Here is a 20,233-nt window from a genome sequence, read left to right on the forward strand (position 1 = left end):
GAGTGCAACGGCCGGGCGGTGACCAGCACTTACGACGCGCTGGGCCGGAGGCTGCGCCGGGTGACCCCCTCGGGCGCCGCCTCCGACTGGTCGTGGACCCCCGAGGGCCGGGTGGCCGCGCTCACCACCGCCGGGATGACCGTCGCGTTCCGCCGCGACGCCCCCGGCAACGAGATCGAGCGGCGCGTCGGCCCGGCGGCCGTGCTCCGGCAGGTCTGGGACCAGGGCAGGCGGCTCGTGTCGCAGACGCTCGTCCAGGGCGGCGGCACCCGGCAGTGGGACTTCCGCTACCGGGGCGCGGGCCGGATGACCGGTGCGGGTGCCGCCGAGATGACGCTGGACGGCCTCGGCCGGGTCACCGCGCTCACCTCGGCGGAGCACAGCGAGCGCTACGCGTACGACCCGCTGGGCAACCTCACCGCGGCCGAGATCCGCGCCGGCGACCGGTTCGCCGAATCCGCGGACGACGACACCTCTCTCACGTACTCCGGCACGCTGCTGCGCACCGCGGGACGCCGCAGGTACGAGCACGACGGCCAGGGACGGCTGGTCCGCAAGAGCGTGCGCACGCTGTCGGGCAAGCTCAGGGAGTGGGCGTACGAGTGGGACGCCGAGGACCGGCTCCTCGCGCTCACCTGTCCCGACGGGGCCCTGTGGGAGTACACGTACGACCCGCTCGGCCGCCGGATCGGCAAGCGCCGCCGGGACGGCTCGGCGACGACCCAGGAGACCGTCTTCGCCTGGGACGGCTCGCGCCTGGCCGAGGAGACCTCGGACGGCCGGGTGACGACCTGGGACTGGGAACCCGGATCCGACCGGCCGCTCACCCAGGTGGAAGGGCCTGCGGCACCCGGCCCGGAGCCCGGCCCGCAACTCGGGAAGGAACTCGGGCAGGAGGAGGTGGACCGGCGCTTCTACGCCATCGTCACCGACCTCGCCGGCACCCCCACCTCGCTGCTGGACCGCGAGGGCGCGGTCGCGTGGGAGCGGCGGGCCACGCTGTGGGGCCGGCCCCTGGCGGGCGGCTCCGACGGCGGGCCGGCGCCGGCAGTGAACTGCCCGCTCGACTTCCCCGGGCAGTACCGCGACGCGGAGTCCGGGCTCCACTACAACAACCAGCGCTACTACGACCCCGAGACCTCGCGCTATCTCAGCCCCGACCCGCTCGGTCTCGACCCGGCCCCGAACCACCACGGGTACGTCGCCAACCCGCTCACCGAGATCGATCCGCTCGGCCTCACGCCGTGCAAGGTGGTCGTCCGCCACTTCACCACGAAGGACAGCTACCAGCGGATCATGAGCGGCGGCGGGAAGGATGCCATCCTTCTCAAGGCCAGTGCCCCGGCGAAGGGACACCCGACCGGTGTCTACGTGACCCCGATGAGCCCGGCGGACATCCTGAAGAAGCCGGGCGGCTTCAAGTCGTTCCTCGGCCTCACCAAGGAAAAGTCCGAGTACCTGATCGAGTTCGAGATGGACAAGGCCCTCTTCAAGGCGATCAGGGGTGATCGGGGCAAGCACGTATGGTACAGCCCAGGTGATCTCAATATCCCCAAGAGCGCGATCTCCTCTCACGGACCCACCTCTGGCTGGACCCCCTAGGACACCACCGCAACAGGAGCAACCGTGGACCTGACCGGATACCCCACCGACTTCGTCGCGGACCTCGGCTTTCCCGAGGCCGCGCGGAGATTCCTGGAGCGGCGGGCGCGGCACTGGCCGGGGCTTTTCCTGAACGGGGTACGTCTGGACGGTACGGCGCTGGGGAGTTGGCAACTGCCGGAGGAGCCGGACGCGTCCGAGTCGAACATCCTCGGCTTCGCCCGTGACGCCGCGATGGAGCAGCACTGGGAGGACGAGGGGTACGCGCTGGACGGCACCGGCGAGGGGCCGTTCGCCCTGTTCTACTCGCGCTACGGCCGGCCGCTGACGGCCGGCGCGGTCACCGGTGTCTCGGGCGTACCGGAGCAGGTCGCCGAGTCCGTCGAGTCCATCGGCCTCATGCTGAGCGGCTTCTTCGTGGTCAGCCTCCTCACCCCGGACGACCCGGCCACCGACCCCTTCTCCGGGACCGTTCTCCGCGACCTGCGCGAGAGCTTCGCGCAGTGAGGCCGGCGGCGGGAGACGATGGTCCGGCCGGATCATGACGGAGGAATTCACGACGGACCTCGACGAGGGAATGCTGAGGTATTTCCGGGACATCGCCGATGTCATGGTGCGGCGCATCGGCATTTCCCGGGCCGAGGCTGTGGCCCGTATCAACCGGGCGTACGGCGGCATGGAAATCGGGCCGTACCCCGGCCTCATGTGTCACGAGCTGCCCGAATTCTGGGCCTACGGCCTCTGCTGCGCGGGGGACGTGCCGTACCGGGAGCCGGACGCGGATCCCGCCGGCTGGGACGTCCGCGAGGCGCCGCCGCGGGGCGGGCCGGAGTGGACGCTGCCGGAGGACTGAGTCTGCGGACGGCTTTCGGGGTCAGAGGCGGTCGTGGAGGAGGCGGGACAGCTCCACGCGGCGGGTCTTGAGGGTCGCGGTGCGGGGGAGTTCGGCGAGCGGGAGGTGGACGGGCGCGCCGAGCTGGGGGTAGTCGGCGGTGGCCGCCTGCCAGCGGGCGGGGGCCAGGGGCTTGTCGTCGCGGGTGCACAGCACGGGGACCGGTTCCGCGTCGGGGCCCTGGACGACGACGAGTTCGACGAGTTCGTCGAGGCGGTCCAGGACGGCGTCCTCGATCTCCAGGCTGGAGCCGACGCCGGGGATGGTGTCGATCTCGCGGTCGAGCATGTGCAGGCACCCGGCGCGGGTGCGGTAGCCGACGTCGCCGGTGCGCCACCAGCCGTTGTGGACGTTCTCGTCGTAGCGCTCCTGCTCACCGTGGTACGTCTTGGCGATGCCGTCCCAGCGGACCTCGATGAACCCGGGGTTCGTCGCGGAGACCCTCCGGTCGTTCCGGGGGACGACGCGGACCCGGGCGCTGCCCGGCAGCGGGAAGCCGACGCAGCGGCCGTCCATGCCGTGGGCGTCGCGGCGGAAGTAGGGGCGGCCCACGGCGGGGCCGACCTCGGACTGGCCGTAGATCTGGAAGAACTGCGGCGCTCGGCGGCGGGAGGCGTCGAGAAGGCGGCGTACGGTGCGCGGGTGGATGGCGTCGAAGGTGGAGGAGAAGTACTTCACGGACGCGAGGGGCTCGCGCGGGTCGTCGGCCAGGCCCTCCCAGGCGAGGAACGAGTTGGGCAGCGCCTCGATGAGCCCGGGCCGGTTCTTCAGGAAGAACTTCGCGACGTCCGCGGGCTCGTGGTTGTTGAGCAGCAGCGTCGGCATGCCCTTCATCAGCACCAGCGACATCGCCGCGAACAGCCGCGAGTGCACGAACGGCACGCTGACCGCGACCGTCTCGCGGCGGCGCAGCAGCGCGAGCATGACGAGCTGCGGGCGCAGCCGGGCGCGCATGGTGCGCGGGGTGTGGACGACCAGCTTCGGTACGCCCGTGGTGCCCGAGGTGTGCGTGATCATCGCGGGCTCGTCCAGCCCCTGGTACGCCGGCGGTACGGGCGGGGAGCCGGCGAGCCGGGCCAGCGACGCCACGCCGCGGCCTGCGCCCGCCACGCCGATCACGGAGGTGGCCAGCTCGTCGAGGGGCAGGCCGGCCAGCTCGGCGAGCTTCGGGCCGTCGGTGAGCAGGTGGGGGCGGTGCGGGCCGTGCAGCCGCCTGAGGAGGGCGGCGACCGTGGGCGCGGGCAGGGCGGGGGAGAGCAGGACGGGGATCGCGCCGAGCCGGGCGGCGGCGGTGGCGAGCAGCCAGGCGTCGAAGTTGGCCCGCTTGTAGACGACGACGTGCTCCCCGGCCCGTACGCCCGCCGCCGCCAGCCGGTTCGCCAGGTCCGCCGCGAAGAGCGCCACCTCGGCGACCGTCAGCCGGCGGCCGGCCTCGGGCAGGGCGTCGAGGTCGTGGTCGAGGGTCAGCAGGGTGGCGCCGTGCTTCGCCGCGGCCCGCTCCGGCACCGTACCCAGATAGAGGCCGCGCTTGTGGTTCGGAATCTGGCTCATGAGGCCCTCCACCCAGACCGGCGTCACGTTCGGTTACGCGGGGGCGGCGGGCCGCCCGGGGTCGCGCGCCGACAGTGTGGGGCGGCCGGCTTGGCCGCCAACAGGGGGCGACTTGGCGTCTACTTGAGGATTCGTCACGGGAAAGGCGACATACAAGACACGCCCGACCTCTCGGGCGTCGGATTCGGGGTGTGAGGTCGTGTTTGATTAGACGTTCGAATCGTGAAGTCCGGTGCCCGCGGGCTCCGGTGGCCGCTCCGGACCCCCCCGGCCCGCCACGAGGTGACACAACGTGACGGGCCCGGGGGCCGGCCCGCCGCGCTCAGGTGGGCAGGACGCAACCGGTGGACGCCGTCGCGAACGGCTCGCCCGACGCGGTGAGCGCACCGGTGTCGGCGTCCACCGTGAACACGCCGATGGTGCGGCCCCGTTCGTTGGCCGAGTAGAGCAGCGCGCCGTCTGGCGAGAGCGTGATGTGTCGCGGCCAGTTGCCGCCGCAGGGCACGGTGTCCACGAGGCGCAGCGCGGCGCCGTCGTCCTCGACGGCGAGGCGGGCGACGCTGTCGTGGCCCCGGTTGGAGAGGTAGACGAAGCGGCCGTCCGCCGAAACGGTGATCTCCGCGGGGTAGTTGCCGCCGGGGTCCACGTCGCCGGGGAGGGTCGGCAGGCTCGCCAGCCGGGTCAGCTCGCCGGTCTCCGCGTCGTGGGCGTACGCGGTGACGGTGCTGTCCAGCTCGTTGGCCACATAGGCGTACGCGCCCCGCGGATGGAAGACCAGGTGCCGCGGCCCGGCGCCCGGCACTGCCTTCGCCTCGGAGACCGGCGAGAGGGCGCCGCTGCCGGGGTCGAGCGCGTAGGTGTAGACGGAGTCGGTGCCCAGGTCCACGGCGTAGACGAAGCCGCCGGCGGGGTCGGTGACGATCTGGTGCGCGTGCGGGCCCTCCTGGCGGTCCGGGTCGGGTCCCGAACCGGAGTGCTGGACGAAGCCGGTGCGCTCGCCGACGCTGCCGTCCGCCTCGATGGCGTGCGCGGCGACGCTGCCGCTGCTGTAGTTGGCGCTGAGCAGATGCCCGCCGCCGGGGTGCACCGACAGGTGCGTAACGCCGGTGCCGCCGGTGGACTGCACGCCGCCGAGCGCGCTGAGCGCGCCGTCCGCGCCGATGGCGTACCCCCGTACGCCGCCTTCGGCGCCGCCGCCGACGGTGGAGTAGAGGACGCCGCCGGCGGGGGAGAGGGCGAGGAAGTCGGGGTTGGTGACGTTGCCGAAGCCGCCGTCGGCGGCGGCGAGGGCGCCGGTGGCGGTGTCGTAGGTGCAGGCGAGGATGCCCTGGCCGTAGGTGCCGAGGTAGAGGGAGCGCCGGGCGAGGGGGCGGGCGGTCTGCGGCGGGCCGGCGTGGGCGGTGCCGGTGCCTGTGGTGCCGAGTGCGCCTATGCCTGCGGCGCCCATGAGGACGGCGCGGCGTGTGGGGCGGGACGGCATGGGAGACCTCCAGTGGGGGATGGAGTGACGTGGGGTGGCATGTCCCGGCCATGAGCATGCCGGGACCCCCGGGGCGGGTCAACGGCGCCGGGGCCGGTTGGGCCGAGGCACGGAGCCGGTGGACACCCCGCCGAGGGCCGCCCGTTCCGTACCCCTTCACCGCCCCCGGGGGATCACCAGCCCTCGGCGCCCGCCGCCTCCGCCGCGATCGTGGTCGTCTCGCCGTGCCCGGTCCGTACGACCGTCTCCGGCGGCAGCGTCAGCAGCCGCGCGCGGATCGACGCCTCGATCGTCGGGCGGTCGGAGTACGAGCGTCCGGTGGCGCCCGGGCCGCCGTGGAAGAGGGTGTCGCCGGTGAACACGGTGCCCAGCTCAGGGGCGTAGAGGCAGACGGCGCCCGGCGCGTGCCCCGGGGTGTGCAGGACCGTCAGCTCCGTGCCCGCGACCGGCAGCGTCTGGCCGTCGGCGAGGGCGGCGTCGGGGGCGCGGTCGGGGTGGGTCATGTCCCACAGCACCCGGTCGTCGGGGTGGAGCAGCACCGGTGCGCCTGTCTTGGCGGCGAGGGCGGGGGCGGCGTCGATGTGGTCGTCGTGCGCGTGGGTGCAGACGATCGCGGTGACGCGGCGGTCGCCGACGGCGGCGGCGATGGCGTCGGAGTCGTGCGCGGCGTCGATGACGAGGGCCTCGGTGCCGTCGCCGACGATCCACACGTTGTTGTCGACGTCCCAGGTGCCGCCGTCGAGCGAGAAGGTGCCGGAGGTGACCAGGTGGTCGATGCGGGCGCGGCTCACAGGATCACCACCGAGCGCAGCACGTCGCCGGCCTGCATCCGGGCGAAGGCGGCCTCCACGCCGTCGAGTCCGATGGTCTCGGAGACGAAGGCGTCGAGGTCGAGGCGGCCCTGCCGGTAGAGGTCGATGAGCATGGGGAAGTCGCGGGCCGGCAGGCAGTCGCCGTACCAGGAGGACTTCAGCGCGCCGCCGCGGCCGAAGACGTCGAGCAGCGGCAGCTCCAGCTTCATCTCGGGCGTGGGTACGCCGACGAGGACGACGGTGCCGGCGAGGTCGCGGGCGTAGAACGCCTGCTTGTACGTCTCCGGGCGGCCGACCGCCTCGATGACGACGTCGGCGCCGTGGCCGCCGGTGAGGTCCCGTACCGCCTCGACGGGATCGGCGGCGCGGGCGTCGACGGTGTGGGTGGCGCCGAGGCGGGTCGCGGTGGTCAGCTTCCGCTGGTCCACGTCGATCGCGATGATCTTCCCGGCGCCCGCGAGCCGCGCCCCCATGACGGCGGCCCCGCCGACGCCGCCGCAGCCGATGACGGCGACGGAGTCGCCGCGGCCGACGTTGCCGGTGTTGAGCGCGGCGCCGAGACCGGCCATCACGCCGCAGCCGAGCAGCCCGGCCGCGGCGGGGGACGCCTCGGGGTCGACCTTCGTGCACTGTCCTGCGGCGACGAGGGTCTTCTCCGCGAACGCGCCGATGCCCAGCGCGGGCGACAGCTCGGTGCCGTCCTGGAGGGTCATCTTCTGCGTGGCGTTGTGGGTGTCGAAGCAGTACCAGGGCCGCCCCCGCTCACACGCCCGGCACCGGCCGCACACGGCACGCCAGTTGAGGATCACGAAGTCGCCGGGCGCCACGTCGGTGACGCCGTCGCCGACGGACTCCACGACGCCGGCGGCCTCGTGGCCGAGGAGGAAGGGGAAGTCGTCGTTGATGCCCCCCTCGCGATAGTGCAGATCGGTATGGCACACCCCGCACGCCTGCACCGCCACCACCGCCTCCCCGGGCCCGGGGTCGGGCACGACGACGGTGGCGATCTCCACCGGCTCGTTCTTCGCGCGCGCGACGACGGCTCGTACGTCCTGGGGCATGGGGCGCTCCCTTCGTGGCGGGGGGCTCATACAGTACGTCGCCGACGTCTCCGGAGGGGCGAGGCGGGCGTCAGCGAGGCGAACGGAAGACGCCGCCTACCGCGTACGGCCTGCCGCCTGCCGCCTGCCGAACGAGCCCGACGAACTCCCCCTGATCCCCGGCCAGCAGCCCGCCTGCCCGCGCCAGGGGGACGAAGAAGCACCGGAAGACCATCCCCTGGTCCTCGTCGCCGCTGACGACGGTGTGCATCCAGTCGTCCCGGGTCTCGGCGGTCTCGGCCTGGAAGTAGACGGTGACCTGCGGCTGCCCGGTATGGGGAGGCGGACTCTGCTGCACGGCCAGCGCAGCCCCCAACGTCACCCCCGCCACCCCGGTCTCCTCGGCGATCTCCCGCAACGCGGCCTCGGCGAGCAACTCCCCGCCCTCCACACCCCCGGCCGGCACCTGAGTCCCCGCCTCGGGGAAGTCCCGGTGATCGAACACAAGCAACTCCCGCCCACCCGGGCGCCTGCGGATCACGTAGACGGCAGTCCTGACACGCGCGGTGTGCATCGGGAACCTCCGGTGAGAGCCGACATCTGCATCGGCGCCTTCCCTCCTGCGGTCGGTGAAGCCCCGTCGGCGGGGTGTGTCAGCATGGGCGGATGACGGCCGGACTTCGTGTCGATGCGTCGATCCTCATTCCCGAGGACGACTTGCGCTGGGAGCTTCCCGCCGATCCCGGGGTCGGCCGGGCCGATCCCACCCTGGGCGGCTTCTACACCGTCCTCACCGTCGACACCACCGCGTGCGCCGCACTGGATGCGCGGCAGCGGGAGCGGATTCGGGAGCGGGTCGCGGGGTTTCGGCGCAGCGGGGACGTCGTCGTGGCGAACGCCGACGGCGTCATCACCGTGACCGTCGACTGGATCGTCGGCTATCCCGAGTCCGGGCGTATCGCCCGGGACCATCTGGCCGGGGTGCTGCGCGACGCCCTGTGACCCGGCACGGGTTCAGGTGAGGACTTCCAGCTTCAGCCCGTCGATCCGGCTCCTCTCGGCGGTGAGGCCGATGCTCGTGATCAGGCCGCCCACGATGCCGAACCTGAACACCACCACCGGGCGTTCGTCGCGGATCCAGACCGCGCCCACCGCGCCGTCGACCAGCGCGACCTTCGCGCCGCCCGCGCGGCCGAACAGGAACCGGCCCGCGGCCACCGAGCCGAACGCCTCCTCGGGGGCGCCGAGCCGTACCGCGGGGGTGTCGGCGCGCAGGACGACGTCGGGGTCGAGCATGCCGAGGAGGGCTTCGAAGTCGCCGCCGCGGGAGGCCAGGAGGAAGGCGGAGACGACCTCGCGGCTGCGCTTGGCGTCGGCCGCGGGCGGCGTCGCCGCGCCCTGGATGCGGCGGCGCGCGCGGCTGGCGAGCTGGCGGGCCGCCGCCGGCGAGCGCTCGATGATCCGGCCGATCTCGTCGAACGGTACGTCGAAGAGGTCGTGCAGGACGAAGGAGAGCCGCTCCGCGGGGCTGAGCGTGTCCAGGAGGACGATCAGGGCCAGTCCTACCGAGTCGGTGAGGAGGGCTTCCCGTTCGGGATCCGGTGCCTCCTGGCGGTCCCGTTCGGGCTCGTGGACCTGCTCGTCGGTGAGGTCCTCGCGCCGGGACTGACGGGCGCGCAGCATGCTGAGGCAGACCCGGGTCACCACGGTGGTCAGCCAGGCGTCGAGGTTGCGCACCTGGTCGGTGTCCGCGCGGCGGAGCCGTATCCAGGCTTCCTGGACCGCGTCCTCGGCGTCGCCGGACGAGCCGAGCATGCGATAGGCGATCGCCTGCAGGCGCGGTCTGCGGGTCTCGAACAAGTCCGCCTGCAACTGCTGAGCGTTCACTGTCACATGTCCCTCCCGGCGCGCGTCATGGTAGTGACCCGCGCGAAGCCCGGCAGTGTGAACAGCAACATACGGGATATTCCGAGCTTATGGGTAATTCTGCCCCGTGTGTGACCGCTCTACGCTGCTGTGCATGACGCAAAGCCCTGTGGAACTGGTGATCTTCGACTGCGACGGCGTGCTCGTGGACAGCGAGCGGATATGCGTCAAGGTCGACGCGGTCGTCATGGCCGAGCTGGGATGCACCTTCACGGAAGCCGAAATGGTCGAGCTGTTCGTGGGCTCGTCCATCGAGGTCTACACGGCCGTGGTCGAGGAACGGCTCGGACGGCGGCTGGAAAAGGGCTGGCACCGGCAATACGACCACCTTTACCAGGCGGCGCTCGCAGAACAACTGACCGCGGTCGACGGCATTCCGGAAGTTCTCGACGGACTCACCACGGGATTCTGCGTCGCGTCGAACGGTGACCACGCCGCCATCCGGCGCAGCCTGACGAGCACCGGTCTCCTCCGCCATTTCGAGGACCGCATATTCAGCGCGGCCGACGTCCCGCGCGGCAAGCCCGCTCCCGACCTCTTCCGGCATGCCGCCCGCGCCATGGGCGTGCCGCCCGACCGCTGCGCGGTGGTCGAGGACAGCGCCTACGGGGTGCAGGCGGCCCGGGCCGCGGGGATGCGGGCCTTCGGCTACTGCGGCGGGCTCACGCCGGCCGCGCGGCTGGCGGGGCCGGGCACGGCCGTGTTCGACGACATGCGCGACCTGTCCGCGCTGCTGGCGGGCTGACCGCGGGGCCGGAGCGGCGGGCGGCCGGGCTGCGTCGTCGCGGGGCGCGATTTCCCGTACGTACCGGGGCGTTGACCCCGGGCGGCAGGAGGCTTACGTTGACAGAGCACAGTCAGAAAGCGCTTTCTTCGCGATCTCAGGAGAACCACTGTGCCCACCCCCCACCGCCGCATCCCCCTCCGGGCCGCCCTCGTCGCAGCCGCCGCCGGCTGCCTCCTCGCCGCCGCCCCCGCCCCCGTACCCGCCGCCACAGCGCCCGGCACAGCCCCCGCCGCGAAAGCCGCCCCCGCCGCCGAACGCCTCGTCCTCTTCGACGGCACCGGCACCGAAGGCTGGAGCCAGGCCGGGCCCGGCGGGTTCACGCTCGCCGACGGTGCGCTCACCTCGTACGGCGGGCTCGGCCTCATCTGGTACTCCGGCCGGGAGTTCGGCACGAACTACCACCTGACCCTCGACTGGCGCATGGCCGGCGACGACAACTCCGGTGTCCACCTCGGCTTTCCCGCCGGTGACGACCCCGCCATCCGCAACGCCGGCTTCGAGGTCCAGATCGACGCCACCGACTCCCCCGACCGCACCACCGGCGCGGTGTACGGGTTCCAGTTGCCCGACATCGCCGCCCGCGACGCCGCGCTCAAGCCGCCCGGTGAGTGGAACACCTACGACCTGCGCGTCGACGGCGACCGGCTCACCGTGGAGCTCAACGGCGTGCAGATCAACGACTACACCGACACCGTCCCCGAACGCCGGCTCGGGCCCGGCCACATCGGGTTGCAGAACCACGGGACCGGGGACGAGGTCTCGTTCCGGAACATCGTGATCGAGGTCTATGGCAAGTGACGCGCAGGCGGGGACCGTCGTCCCGCCGCACCGCCTCCACCGTTGGGAGCCCCATGAGCCGCACGATCAAACCCCTGTCCCTCGTCGCCGCGCTCACCGTCCTGCCCGCCTTACTGGTGGCGACCCCCTCCGCCGTGGCCGCGCCCGAGCCCACCGGCACGAGCGCACCGAACGCGGCCGGGTTCACCCGCACCGCGCTGGTCGACTCCGACCTCGCCGACCCGTTCGAGCTGGCCGTCACGCCCGACGGGCGGGTGCTGTACGCGCAGCGCACCGGTGAGCTGCAGATCGTCGACCAGGAGACGCGGGAGGTCACCACCGCGTACGACTTCGACTATCCGCTGGAGTTCACCACCCAGTCCGACGGGCTGATCGGGCTCGCGCTCGACCCCGCGTTCGCGCAGAACCACCGGCTGTACGTCATGCACTCCGACAAGGCCGAGAAGAAGGTCAACATCTCCCGGTTCACCCTCAAGGGCGACCGGCTCGACCCCGCCTCCCAGAAGGTGCTGCTGTCCGTCCCCACCTGGCGCGGCGAGGGCCGTGCCAACGTGCACATGGGCGGCTCCCTGGCCTTCGACAGCAAGGGCAACCTGTACGCCGCCACCGGCGACAACACCGACCCCTTCGAGTCGGACGGCTTCACCCCGACCGACGAGCGCGCCGGCCGGCACGCCTGGGACGCCCAGTCCACCGCCGCCAACACCAACGACCTGCGCGGCAAGGTGCTCCGCATCAAGCCCACCGAGGGCGGCACGTACACCGTGCCCAAGGGCAACCTCTTCCGCAAGGGCGAGAAGAAGACCCGCCCGGAGATCTACGCGATGGGCTTCCGCAACCCGTTCCGCATCTCCGTCGACCCCGCGTCCGACGCGCTGATGGTCGGCGACTACGGCCCCGACGCCCGTACGGCGAACGAGAACCGCGGCCCGGCGGGCATCGTCGAGTACAACCTGATCTCCAAGGCCGGCAACATGGGCTGGCCGTACTGCGTCGGCAACAACATCCCGTTCAACGACTACGACTTCGCCGCCGGCACCTCAGGCGGGAAGTTCGACTGCGCCGCGCCCGTGAACAACTCGCCGAACAACACGGGCAAGACGCAGTTGCCGCCGGCCACCGCCGCGCAGGTCTGGTACTCGTACGCGGCCTCCGCCGAGTTCCCGCAGCTCGGCTCCGGCGGCGGCGGCCCGATGGGCGGTCCCGCGTACGACTTCGACCCGGACCTCGACAGCGCGACGAAGTTCCCCGAGGCGTACGACGGCAAGTGGTTCAACTACGAGCTGACCCGCAAGTGGTTCAAGACGTTCTCGTACGCGGACGGCAAGCTGCAGTCGATCGACCCGGTGTTCGAGGGCATGAGCTGGATCCAGCCCTTCGACGCCGAGTTCGGCCCGGACGGCTCGCTCTACGTCATCGACTTCGGAGCGGGCAGCGGCGTCGGCCGCGGGAGCACCAACACGGACGCCGGGATCTACCGCATCGACTACGTCGCGGGCGGAGCCGAGTAGGCGCAACGGAAGACGCATAGCCGTAAGCGCCGCCGGGCGGTTCCCCCGCCCGGCGGTGTCCCCGGCGGCCCCCGGGATGGCCCTGCGCGACCTCCCGGCCCGCCCGGTGCCGGACCCGGCTACTCCAGCACCACGATGTCCAGTTCCTCCAGCCGACCCGGCTCGCCCACCAGCTCGATCGCCGTGATCCTGCCGTCCTCCAGGGTGAAGCCGAACGCCACGATCGTGCGCGACTTCGCCTGCCACACGGCGCCCACGGCCCCGTCGACCAGCGCGAGCCGCGCCCCCTGCGCGCCGCCGGAGAAGATCCTCGCCACGCCCTGCGCCCCGTGCGTGGCCTGCGCCGCGCCGATGCCCACCGCGGTGGCGTCGGCCCGCATCGCGACGTCCGGCGCCAGCAGCGCCAGCAGCCGGTCGAACTCGCCGCTGCGGGCTGCGGTGAGGAACGCGCTCACGACCTTGTGCTGACGCCGCAGGTCCGGCAGCGGCGACGCGCCCTGGACGCGGCGGCGGGCCCGGCTGGCAAGCTGCCGCGTAGCCGCCGGGCTGCGCTCGATGACCGCGGCGATGTCGGAGAACGGCACGGCGAACATGTCGTGCAGCACGAAGGCCAGCCGCTCGTCCGGCTCCAGCGTGTCCAGCACGACCAGCAGCGCCTTGCCCACCGAGTCGGCCAGCATCGCCGCCTGCTCCGGGTCGGCGGCCTCGTCGGCCGGGGCGGCGGGCGGGGGGTCGGCGTGCTGGTCGAGAAGCTCCTCGAACAGTTCCTCGCGCCGGGTACGGGCCCGCAGGATGTCCAGGCAGACGCGGCCGACGACGGTGGTGAGCCAGGCGTCGAGGTTCTCGACGGCCGCCACGTCGGCGCGCTGGAGCCTGATCCACGCCTCCTGCACCGCGTCCTCGGCCTCCTCCGCGGAGCCGAGCATGCGGTGGGCCACGGCCTGGAGCCGCGGGCGCTTCTCCTCGAACCGGCCGGCCAGCAGTTCGCTCTCGTACATGGCCACCATCATCCACCTTGCCGGTGCGGCCGCGCGGCGGGCAGGTGTCACACCCGCCCGCCGGCAGACGTCGTAGCAGTGTGCGCGCCGGAATCCGGCGGCACGCAATTCCCATGAGGAGTGATATTCCATGCAACCGCGAATGCAGAATCCGGCCATGATTCTCGATGCCATGCAGTCCGTCGGGGACATTTACAAGGCCGCCTTTTCCGGCGGGGTACCGAAAACCACGCTCGACCTGGTGCACCTGCGCGCCAGCCAGATCAACGGGTGCAGCTCGTGTGTCGACTCCGGCGCCCGTAACGCCCGCAAGAGCGGCGAGACCGACGAGCGGCTCGCCAGCGTCGCCGCCTGGCGGGACGCGCCGTATTTCACCGACGAGGAGCGCGCCGCGCTGGCGCTGACGGAGGCCACGACGCGGATGGCCGACCGCAGCGACCCGGTGCCCGACGCCCTCTGGGACGAGGCCGCCAAGCACTACGACGAAAAGGGCCTCGCGGCCATCGTGCTGACGATCGCCGTGACCAACCTGTTCAACCGGCTCAACGCGACCACCAAGCAGGTGCCGCAGGACTGGAGCTCCTGACCGGGGGCTTCGCACACCGGTCCGGTCCGCGGGCGGCGGACCGGCCCGGCTGCGGTCCGGGGCCGTGGGACCGCGGGCGGTCGAGGCTCGTGGACCGCGGGCCGCGGGCCGTCGGCGGTCGTGGGACCGCGGGGCCGGTGATGTCCCTGGACCGCGGGCCGGCCTTCCCGCTACGCCGGCGGGGCGGCGGGCGGCTGCGCGCCGATCTCGTCGTCGGCGACCCAGTTGCCGTGGAAGCCGAAGGGGACGCGCCGCGGCAGGTGTACGCGCGCGAGGGGCGCGGCCGCGACGTCGGCGGCGTCGAGTACGACCAGCTCGCTGCGGTCGGTGCCGCCGTCGTAGACGACCGACAGGATCCACCCGTCGTCCTCCGCCGCGGCCCCCGGCCGGGCCACGAACACCGGCTCCTGCGTCACCCGCCCGGCGCCGAAGTGGTGGGCCGCGGACTCGCCGGTGGCGGTGTCGAACCTGACCAGCGGCCCGGGCTCGAAGCTGCCGCCCCGGTCGCGGCCGACGTCGTCGGACAGCCGCAGGCTCTCCGGGCCGATGCCGCCGAACCAGCCGAAGCGGTGGGCGCGCCCGGTCAGTTCGCGGTTGATCCGGGGCCATTCGATGCTCCGGTCCGACATGATCTGCTCGGCGACGGCGCCCCGGTGCGGCGGGACGGTCCAGCGGGCCAGCGCGGGCAGCGCGTCGGCAGGGCCGCGGAACCTGTCGCGGAACACCGTGTCGTAGCGGACGACGTCCATCACGATCGAGCCGTCGGGGGCGTCGTACGCGTTGAGGACGTGGAAGACGTAGCAGCGCGGCGCGTCGAACCACCTGATCTCCGCCGCCGTACCGCCGCGCGGCAGCACGCCCACCCGGGAAGGGTGCTCGTCGTTCCAGCGCATCGGGAGCGCGTCGCCGCTCTGCGGCGTGCCCGCGGCGAGGCGGCCCGCGGCGGCGGCCGAGAGGGTCACCGGGAGGTCGAGCACGACGACGCGGGCGGCGGTCATGGCCATGTCGTGGACCATCGGCACGCCGGGTACGGGCAGGTCGGCGGTGTGCGTCGTGGTGCCGGTGGCGTCGACGACGACGTAGCGCAGGTGTTCCGACGCGGGGTCGAGCAGGTAGGTGACGGCGTGCATCTCGCCGGTGGCCGGGTCGATCTTCGGGTGGGCGGTGAAGCCCCGGCGCAGCGCGCCGCCGGAGTCCCAGGTCCGCATCCGGTCCAGGTCCGGGGCGATCGCCACGGGCGCGCCGCCGCCCTCGACGAGGGCGAGGAGCCGGCCGCCCTGGGCGAGGACGTTGGTGTTGGGCGAGTCCTCGGGGGCGTCGCCCCGTACGAACCGGTTGCGGTACCACTCGGCTCGCCCGTCGCGCAGCCGGACGCCGTGCACCATGCCCCGGCCGATGAACCAGTGGTGGCCCACGCCGGTTTCGTACGCGGCGGGATTGGGTCCTGTCCGCAGGAAGCGGCCGTTCAGCTCGGGCGGCAGGGTGCCGGTGACGGGGAGGCCGGTGACGCTCAGCTCGTCCGAGACGGGGGCGAAGTTGCCCTCCAGGTACGGGTTGTCATGAGGGTCGGCGCGGCGGGTTGCGGTGGCCATCTCGGGCTCCGATCGTCACATGGAAACGTGCAGCCTGTACTGTTTCGATGCTCCGGTGCCGAAGTCCGGTGTGCAACGCCGAGGTTCAGACCGTCCAGACCGGGAGATGTCATGCCGTCGCTCTCCGCCAGCGCCTACGTCGTGCTCGGCCTCCTCGACCAGGCGGGCCCCGCCACGCCGTACGCGCTCGACCGCGAGATCCAGCAGAGCGTCGGGCACTTCTGGGACTTCCCGCGCTCGCAGATCTACGCGGAGGCCGCCCGGCTCGTACGCCGCGGGCTGGTGACGGAGGAACGCGAGGAGACCGGGCGCAGGCGGCGGACGCTGGCGCTGACCCGGGAGGGGCGGGACACGCTCGCCGCGTGGCTGACGGCCCCGCCGCAGGGCGCGACGGACGTCCGCGACGAGGGCCTGCTGCGGCTGTACTTCCAGCGGGAGGGGGGATCCGGCGGGGCTGAGGGGGCCGAGGGGTCTGAGCCGGGCGGCGAGCTCGGCGGGTCGGAGGTGGCCGGGGTGCGACGGCTGGCGGAGGCGCAAATGGCGGCGCACCGGCGCAAGCTGGCGGAGTACGAGGCGATCCTGGCGGAGGTCCCCGAGCCGTCGTCCGCCTCCGACCCGTCCGGCGCGCGGTTCGGCGTTCCGCAGGCCGCGGCGCTGGCGTCCGGGCTGCGGTTCGAGGAGTTGGCGGTGGCGTTCTGGGCGGAGATCGCCGAGGGGGGTGCGGGGGTGGTGGATCCGCGGCTGCGGGGGCGCTGAGGGGGGCAGGGAAACGCGCCGCCCGGGCGGTCGGCCCGGGCGGCGCGCTGTCGGACCCCTACTTCCAGGGGTTGGTGCAGCCGGACCGCCAGTCGTGCGAGCTGATCTTGTTGTTGGCGATCGCGGTGCTGACGCCTGCGAACCTGTCGTCCCGCAGGTCGCTGATGTACAGCTCTTCCCAGGCCAGGCAGCCGGTGCCGCCGACACGGCCCTTGTGCTCCCAGAACTGGACGTTGTTGATGCCCCCGGCGTAGGTGCCGGTGTTCAGCAGCGACGTAGCCCTGTCGTTGGCGTGGCTCTCGACCGGGGCCACGCTGTCTCCCCAGTTGTTGTCGCTGGTGGCGGCCCTGTCGAGGTACTCCGTGCAGTCCACACCGTCATAGATACGCACGTATCCGTCGCCCTTGTACTGGTAGTACTGGCTGGCGCAGTTGGGCCCCAGAGGTGCCGCCGGGGCCGCCTCGGCGAGGCCGGTGAGCATCGTGCTCGCCGTCACGGTCATGACTGCCCCCACCAGGGCGGCATGGATTTTACGCATGGCGTCGTTCCCTTTCTGTCTCCGTACTCGATGAGAGATGGGGTCTTTGCGATGGGGTCCTACGAGGCGCGGTCGGCCCGTTCCAGGGCGGCCAGCCTCATGCTGTCGGCGGTGGCGATCTCCTCGCCGTACCGCTTGCGCACCGGGTCGCCGTACTCGCGGTCCAGGGCGGCCAGGGTGGCGGCCAGGGAGGTCTGCCGGGAGCAGGTGGCCTCCGCGACCGCGAGGCCGGCCTCGACGGCGTGCGCCCGCTTGCCGCTCAGCCCGCCGGTCCGTTCCGCCGCGTCGGCGCGGGTCGCGGCCGGGGTCGCGTAGGCGCGTCCGGTGGCCTTCTTCATGCACGACGACCACGCGCTCACGCCGGCGGTGTAGCGCCTGTCGCGCATCAGCCGGGGCGAGTAGAGGCCGCTGAGGTTCGTGGCGATCTTGTCGGCGCGGAAGAATGCGTCCACGTCCCCGTAGAGCTCCTTCCGGGCGGTGAATTCGCAACCGCCGAGCATGGTGCCGACGGTGCCTCCGCCTGGGAGCTTCACCGACCGGACCGGTGTGTCCGGGCCACCCGACAGCGCGGTGGTGTAGCGCTCGCGTGCGCCGGGGGAGAGGCTTTGGCGGTAGGCGAGGTTGCGGTCGCGCTTCTTCTCGGCGAAGAACGCCTTCTTGAGCCGGCCGCCGTAGCCGTGCTCGCGGGCCCAGGCGACATCGTCCTGGACGAAGTCGTCGGAGAAGGCCCGTTCGGTGTCGGCGCTCACCCGCGGAAAGATCCAGTACGGGAAGTCCTGGCGCGCCATGCAGCGCTGGACGAGGCGCTGTTCGGCCTCGTCGAGGCGGGCTTGCTCGGCTCGCGTGAGTTCGCGGTCGCGGCCGCTCTCCGGGCCCGCGGCTCCCGTCGACGTGCCGTCCGCCGTGCAGCCGGTCAGCAGCGCGAGCGACGCCGTTGCGGTGGCGAGCAGGCCGGCGATGGCGCTGGTGCGTCGTCGCATGAATCCCCCGTGTTGTTCCCCGTGTTGTCCCCGGTTGTTCCCCGTGTGCTGCCTTCAGCCTGGCCGCGGCGGGCACCGCCGGGCCACACACTGAAAAGCTGCTTTAAGCGTCGGCCGGATTGCCGGCCGGACTCTCCAGGAGGACGGCGCCGGGGTGCGTGAGGGTGTGCAGTACGTGCCTGCCGCGGCGGATGCTCAGCAGCAGGCCGGCGCGGCGCAGGACGGCGGTGTGGTAGCTCGCGGCGGCTTCGGTGACGCCGAGGCGGCGGGCGAGTTCGCCGGTCGTACGGCCGGAGGCGACGTCCTCCAGGATGGCGGCGCGGGTGCGGCCGATGAGCGCGTCGAGGGCGGTGCCGGGCGGTGCGGTGCGGGGCGGGAGCCAGTCGGGGGTGTGCTGGATCGGGTAGACGAGGACCGGCCGGGCGCCTGGCGAGGCGAGCATGACGGGCGTGCGTAAGCAGAAGAACCCCGGCTGGAGCAGCAGGCCGCGGCCGTCGAGCCGCACGTCCCGTACGACCGGGTAGTCCACCCGCAGCAGCGGCGGCTCCCAGCGCAGCGCGGGCCGGAAGCCGGCGAACAGCCCGGCGGTGCCGCCCTGGAGCACCGCCCGGGCGCGTACGGCCCGGTCGGCGTCCACCTGCGCGCGGATCCCCGGCCAGAAGGGCGCCAGCGCCCAGCCGTGGTACGCCCGCAGCGCGGCGGCCAGCCGGCGGAGCGCCGCGGGCTCGCCCGCCGCCAGAGCGCGGACCTCGGCGGGCAGCGGCCGCAGCCCGCCCCGCGGGGCCCGGCCCCACGAGCCGCTGCCCCACGCGGCGTTGGCCCGTGTGACGGCGAGCCGGGCGAGGTCGCGGCGGAGCACGGTCCGGGGCGTACCGAGGACGGCGGCGAGGGCCCGGTCGAGGTCGACCGGGCCGCCGAGTTCCGGGGTGAGGAAGTCGGGGGAGTAGCCGCGGGGCGGCAGCAGCGGCACCAGCAGGCGGCTGCTCGCGGGCAGCAGCGGGCGGACGCGGCCGTGCCACTCGCGTAACGCCGGGGGGATCCGGCGCGCCATGAGGAGCTGGAAACTGTTGGTGATCTCCCATAAGTGGTCGGGCGCCGGTGCGACGCGTACCCGCGCGAGATCGTCTGCCGTGAAGTGCACCTGCAACATGGGTCCCCCGTTGGTCATCGGCCGGGCCGACTTCGGCGGGCGGTTCGCCTCGGCCGGTCGTCGGTCGGCCCTCGGTCGGTTCGCGCGCGCGTCGCGAAGGCGACGGCGGCGTATCAGCGTGACCGTATTCGCGGCGGAGGACATCGCACCCGGGGAGTAACCGGCGGGCGTGCGGGGGGAGTACGCGGGCGCCGCCGCTCTGCTCCGCGGGGATACTCCGCGCTAGCGGTTCGGCTCCTCGACGAGCGTGGCGGTGCGGGGGGCGGGGCGCGGTGCGGGGAGGATGCCGGCGCCGTGGAGGTGGCGGCGGGCGGCGGCGACGGCGTCGGGGGTGGTGGCGTACTCGCGGCCCTCGGCCCGTAGCAGATCCAGCGCGCCCACGGAGTCGAGCGCCCGGCGGTGCTCGGGGCGGATGCCGGAGGTCATGACGACGATGCCGCGGCGGTCGAGGGTCTCCACCGCGTCCTTGAGGACGAGCGCGCCGGTGGCGTCGATCGTCGAGACCCGGGACATCCGCAGGATCACGACGCGTACGTCCGCGATGCCGGTCAGCTCCAGCAGGAAGCGGTGCGCGCCGGCGAAGAACAGGGGCCCTTCGAGGCGGTACTTGACGATGTGCTCGGCGAGCAGCGAGTGCTCCTCGTCGGTGTGGTCGCCGGGGAGGTGGGCCTTGAAGGAGACCTGGTCGAGCCGCGCCTGCCGGGCCACGTCGCGCAGGGCAAGGGCGCCGGCGACGAGCAGGCCGATGATCACGGCGTACCCGTGCGTCCCCTCGCGCCCGCCGAAGGTATGCGCCGGGTCTGATGGTTCCCTCCGGTACGTCCTCTCACGCTCGCCCTAGGTATGCGCTGGGTCTGATGCATTCGCTCTCGTACGTCCCCTTGCGCCCGCCCAAGGTATGCGCGGGGCCTGCTACGTCCGCTTGCCCCCGGTCTTCCCCCCGGGCCCGCCCCAGGTATGCGCCGGGTCTGGTGCGTCCGCTTGCCCCCGGTCTTCCCCTCGCGCCCGCCCAAGGTATGTGCCGGGTCTGGTGCGTCCGTTCGCGTCCGTACGTGCCCTCACGCCCGCCCAAGGGTATGCGGCTGGTCTGACAATGCGGGGGGCTGCAGGGCGCTGAGCTGGTACGTCGTGTTTGTGCGGGGCGGGTGCGGGGGTACGGCGCCGGGGTGGCGGTGCTGCGTGGGGGGTGCCGGCGTACGGGGGGGGTGCGGCGCCGGGGTGGCGGTGCTGCGTG

General features: G+C 72.9%; 18 protein-coding genes and 3 pseudogenes. 9 read left to right on the top strand and 12 right to left on the bottom strand.

Going from position 1 to position 20,233, the window contains the following annotated elements; all coding sequences use genetic code 11:
- Positions 1-18: 18 nt before the first annotated feature.
- The 3 genes from CXR04_RS25870 to CXR04_RS25880 are packed head-to-tail and all read left to right on the top strand — an operon-like array spanning position 19 to position 2,455.
- Positions 19-1,602, top strand: coding sequence for an RHS repeat-associated core domain-containing protein (locus CXR04_RS25870; RefSeq protein ID WP_101424653.1), 1,584 nt, complete (start codon positions 19-21; stop codon positions 1,600-1,602).
- Between the two features lie 24 nt (positions 1,603-1,626).
- Positions 1,627-2,109 (top strand): hypothetical protein, encoded by a 483-nt coding sequence (locus CXR04_RS25875; protein WP_101424654.1) that lies wholly within the window; start codon positions 1,627-1,629, stop codon positions 2,107-2,109.
- A 34-nt stretch (positions 2,110-2,143) separates the two neighbouring features.
- Positions 2,144-2,455 carry a hypothetical protein gene (locus tag CXR04_RS25880; protein ID WP_101424655.1) on the top strand — a complete coding sequence of 104 codons (312 nt, stop codon included), beginning with the start codon at positions 2,144-2,146 and terminating at the stop codon, positions 2,453-2,455.
- Positions 2,456-2,476: 21 nt separating this feature from the next.
- Here CXR04_RS25880 and CXR04_RS25885 read toward each other — a convergent pair whose 3' ends face one another.
- The 5 genes from CXR04_RS25885 to CXR04_RS25905 form a co-directional block, all read right to left on the bottom strand.
- Entirely contained in the window at positions 2,477-4,045 is a 1,569-nt protein-coding gene (locus tag CXR04_RS25885) for a class I adenylate-forming enzyme family protein (RefSeq protein WP_234380499.1), read from the bottom strand.
- A gap of 322 nt (positions 4,046-4,367) precedes the next feature.
- Positions 4,368-5,525 carry a lactonase family protein gene (locus tag CXR04_RS25890; protein ID WP_101424657.1) on the bottom strand — a complete coding sequence of 386 codons (1,158 nt, stop codon included), beginning with the start codon at positions 5,523-5,525 and terminating at the stop codon, positions 4,368-4,370.
- Positions 5,526-5,698: 173 nt separating this feature from the next.
- The gene (locus tag CXR04_RS25895; RefSeq protein ID WP_101424658.1) at positions 5,699-6,316 is read right to left on the bottom strand and encodes an MBL fold metallo-hydrolase; all 618 of its coding nucleotides are present in this window, start codon (positions 6,314-6,316) and stop codon (positions 5,699-5,701) included.
- On the bottom strand, positions 6,313-7,398 hold the full coding sequence (locus CXR04_RS25900) for an S-(hydroxymethyl)mycothiol dehydrogenase (RefSeq protein WP_101424659.1): 1,086 nt from the start codon (positions 7,396-7,398) through the stop codon (positions 6,313-6,315). Before CXR04_RS25900 ends, CXR04_RS25895 begins: the two co-directional genes overlap by 4 nt.
- A gap of 70 nt (positions 7,399-7,468) precedes the next feature.
- On the bottom strand, positions 7,469-7,951 hold the full coding sequence (locus tag CXR04_RS25905) for an NUDIX hydrolase (protein ID WP_101424660.1): 483 nt from the start codon (positions 7,949-7,951) through the stop codon (positions 7,469-7,471).
- A gap of 92 nt (positions 7,952-8,043) precedes the next feature.
- Between CXR04_RS25905 and CXR04_RS25910 the strand changes: the two genes are divergently transcribed.
- Positions 8,044-8,379 (top strand): hypothetical protein, encoded by a 336-nt coding sequence (locus tag CXR04_RS25910; RefSeq protein WP_159072392.1) that lies wholly within the window; start codon positions 8,044-8,046, stop codon positions 8,377-8,379.
- A gap of 12 nt (positions 8,380-8,391) precedes the next feature.
- Here the strand turns inward: CXR04_RS25910 and CXR04_RS25915 are convergent, their stop codons facing one another.
- Positions 8,392-9,270 carry a sigma-70 family RNA polymerase sigma factor gene (locus CXR04_RS25915; protein ID WP_324842872.1) on the bottom strand — a complete coding sequence of 293 codons (879 nt, stop codon included), beginning with the start codon at positions 9,268-9,270 and terminating at the stop codon, positions 8,392-8,394.
- 127 nt (positions 9,271-9,397) lie between these two features.
- On the opposite strand from CXR04_RS25915, the gene CXR04_RS25920 reads away from it, so the two are divergent.
- The 3 genes and pseudogenes from CXR04_RS25920 to CXR04_RS25930 form a co-directional block, all read left to right on the top strand.
- Positions 9,398-10,048: an HAD family hydrolase gene (locus tag CXR04_RS25920; protein WP_199850532.1), complete on the top strand. Its 651-nt coding sequence runs from the start codon at positions 9,398-9,400 to the stop codon at positions 10,046-10,048.
- Positions 10,049-10,354: 306 nt separating this feature from the next.
- A pseudogene (locus CXR04_RS25925) lies at positions 10,355-10,888 on the top strand (3-keto-disaccharide hydrolase); the annotation flags it as partial.
- 182 nt (positions 10,889-11,070) lie between these two features.
- Positions 11,071-12,390, top strand: a pseudogene (locus CXR04_RS25930) (PQQ-dependent sugar dehydrogenase); the annotation flags it as partial.
- Between the two features lie 128 nt (positions 12,391-12,518).
- Here the strand turns inward: CXR04_RS25930 and CXR04_RS25935 are convergent.
- A complete protein-coding gene (locus CXR04_RS25935) occupies positions 12,519-13,406 on the bottom strand; it encodes a sigma-70 family RNA polymerase sigma factor (RefSeq protein WP_101424665.1) in 888 nt (295 codons plus the stop codon).
- A 133-nt stretch (positions 13,407-13,539) separates the two neighbouring features.
- Between CXR04_RS25935 and CXR04_RS25940 the strand changes: the two genes are divergently transcribed.
- On the top strand, positions 13,540-13,983 hold the full coding sequence (locus CXR04_RS25940; protein WP_101424666.1) for a carboxymuconolactone decarboxylase family protein: 444 nt from the start codon (positions 13,540-13,542) through the stop codon (positions 13,981-13,983).
- A 170-nt stretch (positions 13,984-14,153) separates the two neighbouring features.
- On the opposite strand, the gene CXR04_RS25945 is transcribed toward CXR04_RS25940, so the two are convergent.
- On the bottom strand, positions 14,154-15,575 hold the full coding sequence (locus CXR04_RS25945) for a carotenoid oxygenase family protein (RefSeq protein ID WP_101424667.1): 1,422 nt from the start codon (positions 15,573-15,575) through the stop codon (positions 14,154-14,156).
- Positions 15,576-15,686: 111 nt separating this feature from the next.
- On the opposite strand from CXR04_RS25945, the gene CXR04_RS25950 reads away from it, so the two are divergent.
- A complete protein-coding gene (locus tag CXR04_RS25950) occupies positions 15,687-16,331 on the top strand; it encodes a PadR family transcriptional regulator (RefSeq protein WP_101424668.1) in 645 nt (214 codons plus the stop codon).
- 58 nt (positions 16,332-16,389) lie between these two features.
- Here the strand turns inward: CXR04_RS25950 and CXR04_RS25955 are convergent, their stop codons facing one another.
- The 4 genes and pseudogenes from CXR04_RS25955 to CXR04_RS25970 all read right to left on the bottom strand — a co-directional run.
- On the bottom strand, positions 16,390-16,869 hold the full coding sequence (locus CXR04_RS25955; RefSeq protein WP_159072393.1) for a hypothetical protein: 480 nt from the start codon (positions 16,867-16,869) through the stop codon (positions 16,390-16,392).
- A gap of 59 nt (positions 16,870-16,928) precedes the next feature.
- Positions 16,929-17,849 (bottom strand): hypothetical protein, encoded by a 921-nt coding sequence (locus CXR04_RS25960; protein WP_101424670.1) that lies wholly within the window; start codon positions 17,847-17,849, stop codon positions 16,929-16,931.
- 103 nt (positions 17,850-17,952) lie between these two features.
- Positions 17,953-18,999, bottom strand: coding sequence for an ArsR/SmtB family transcription factor (locus tag CXR04_RS25965; RefSeq protein ID WP_101424671.1), 1,047 nt, complete (start codon positions 18,997-18,999; stop codon positions 17,953-17,955).
- Between the two features lie 222 nt (positions 19,000-19,221).
- A pseudogene (locus tag CXR04_RS25970) lies at positions 19,222-19,758 on the bottom strand (STAS domain-containing protein); the annotation flags it as partial.
- Positions 19,759-20,233: the final 475 nt, after the last annotated feature.

This window comes from Streptomyces sp. CMB-StM0423 (assembly GCF_002847285.1).
In the GTDB taxonomy this organism is placed as follows: Bacteria; Actinomycetota; Actinomycetes; order Streptomycetales; family Streptomycetaceae; genus Streptomyces.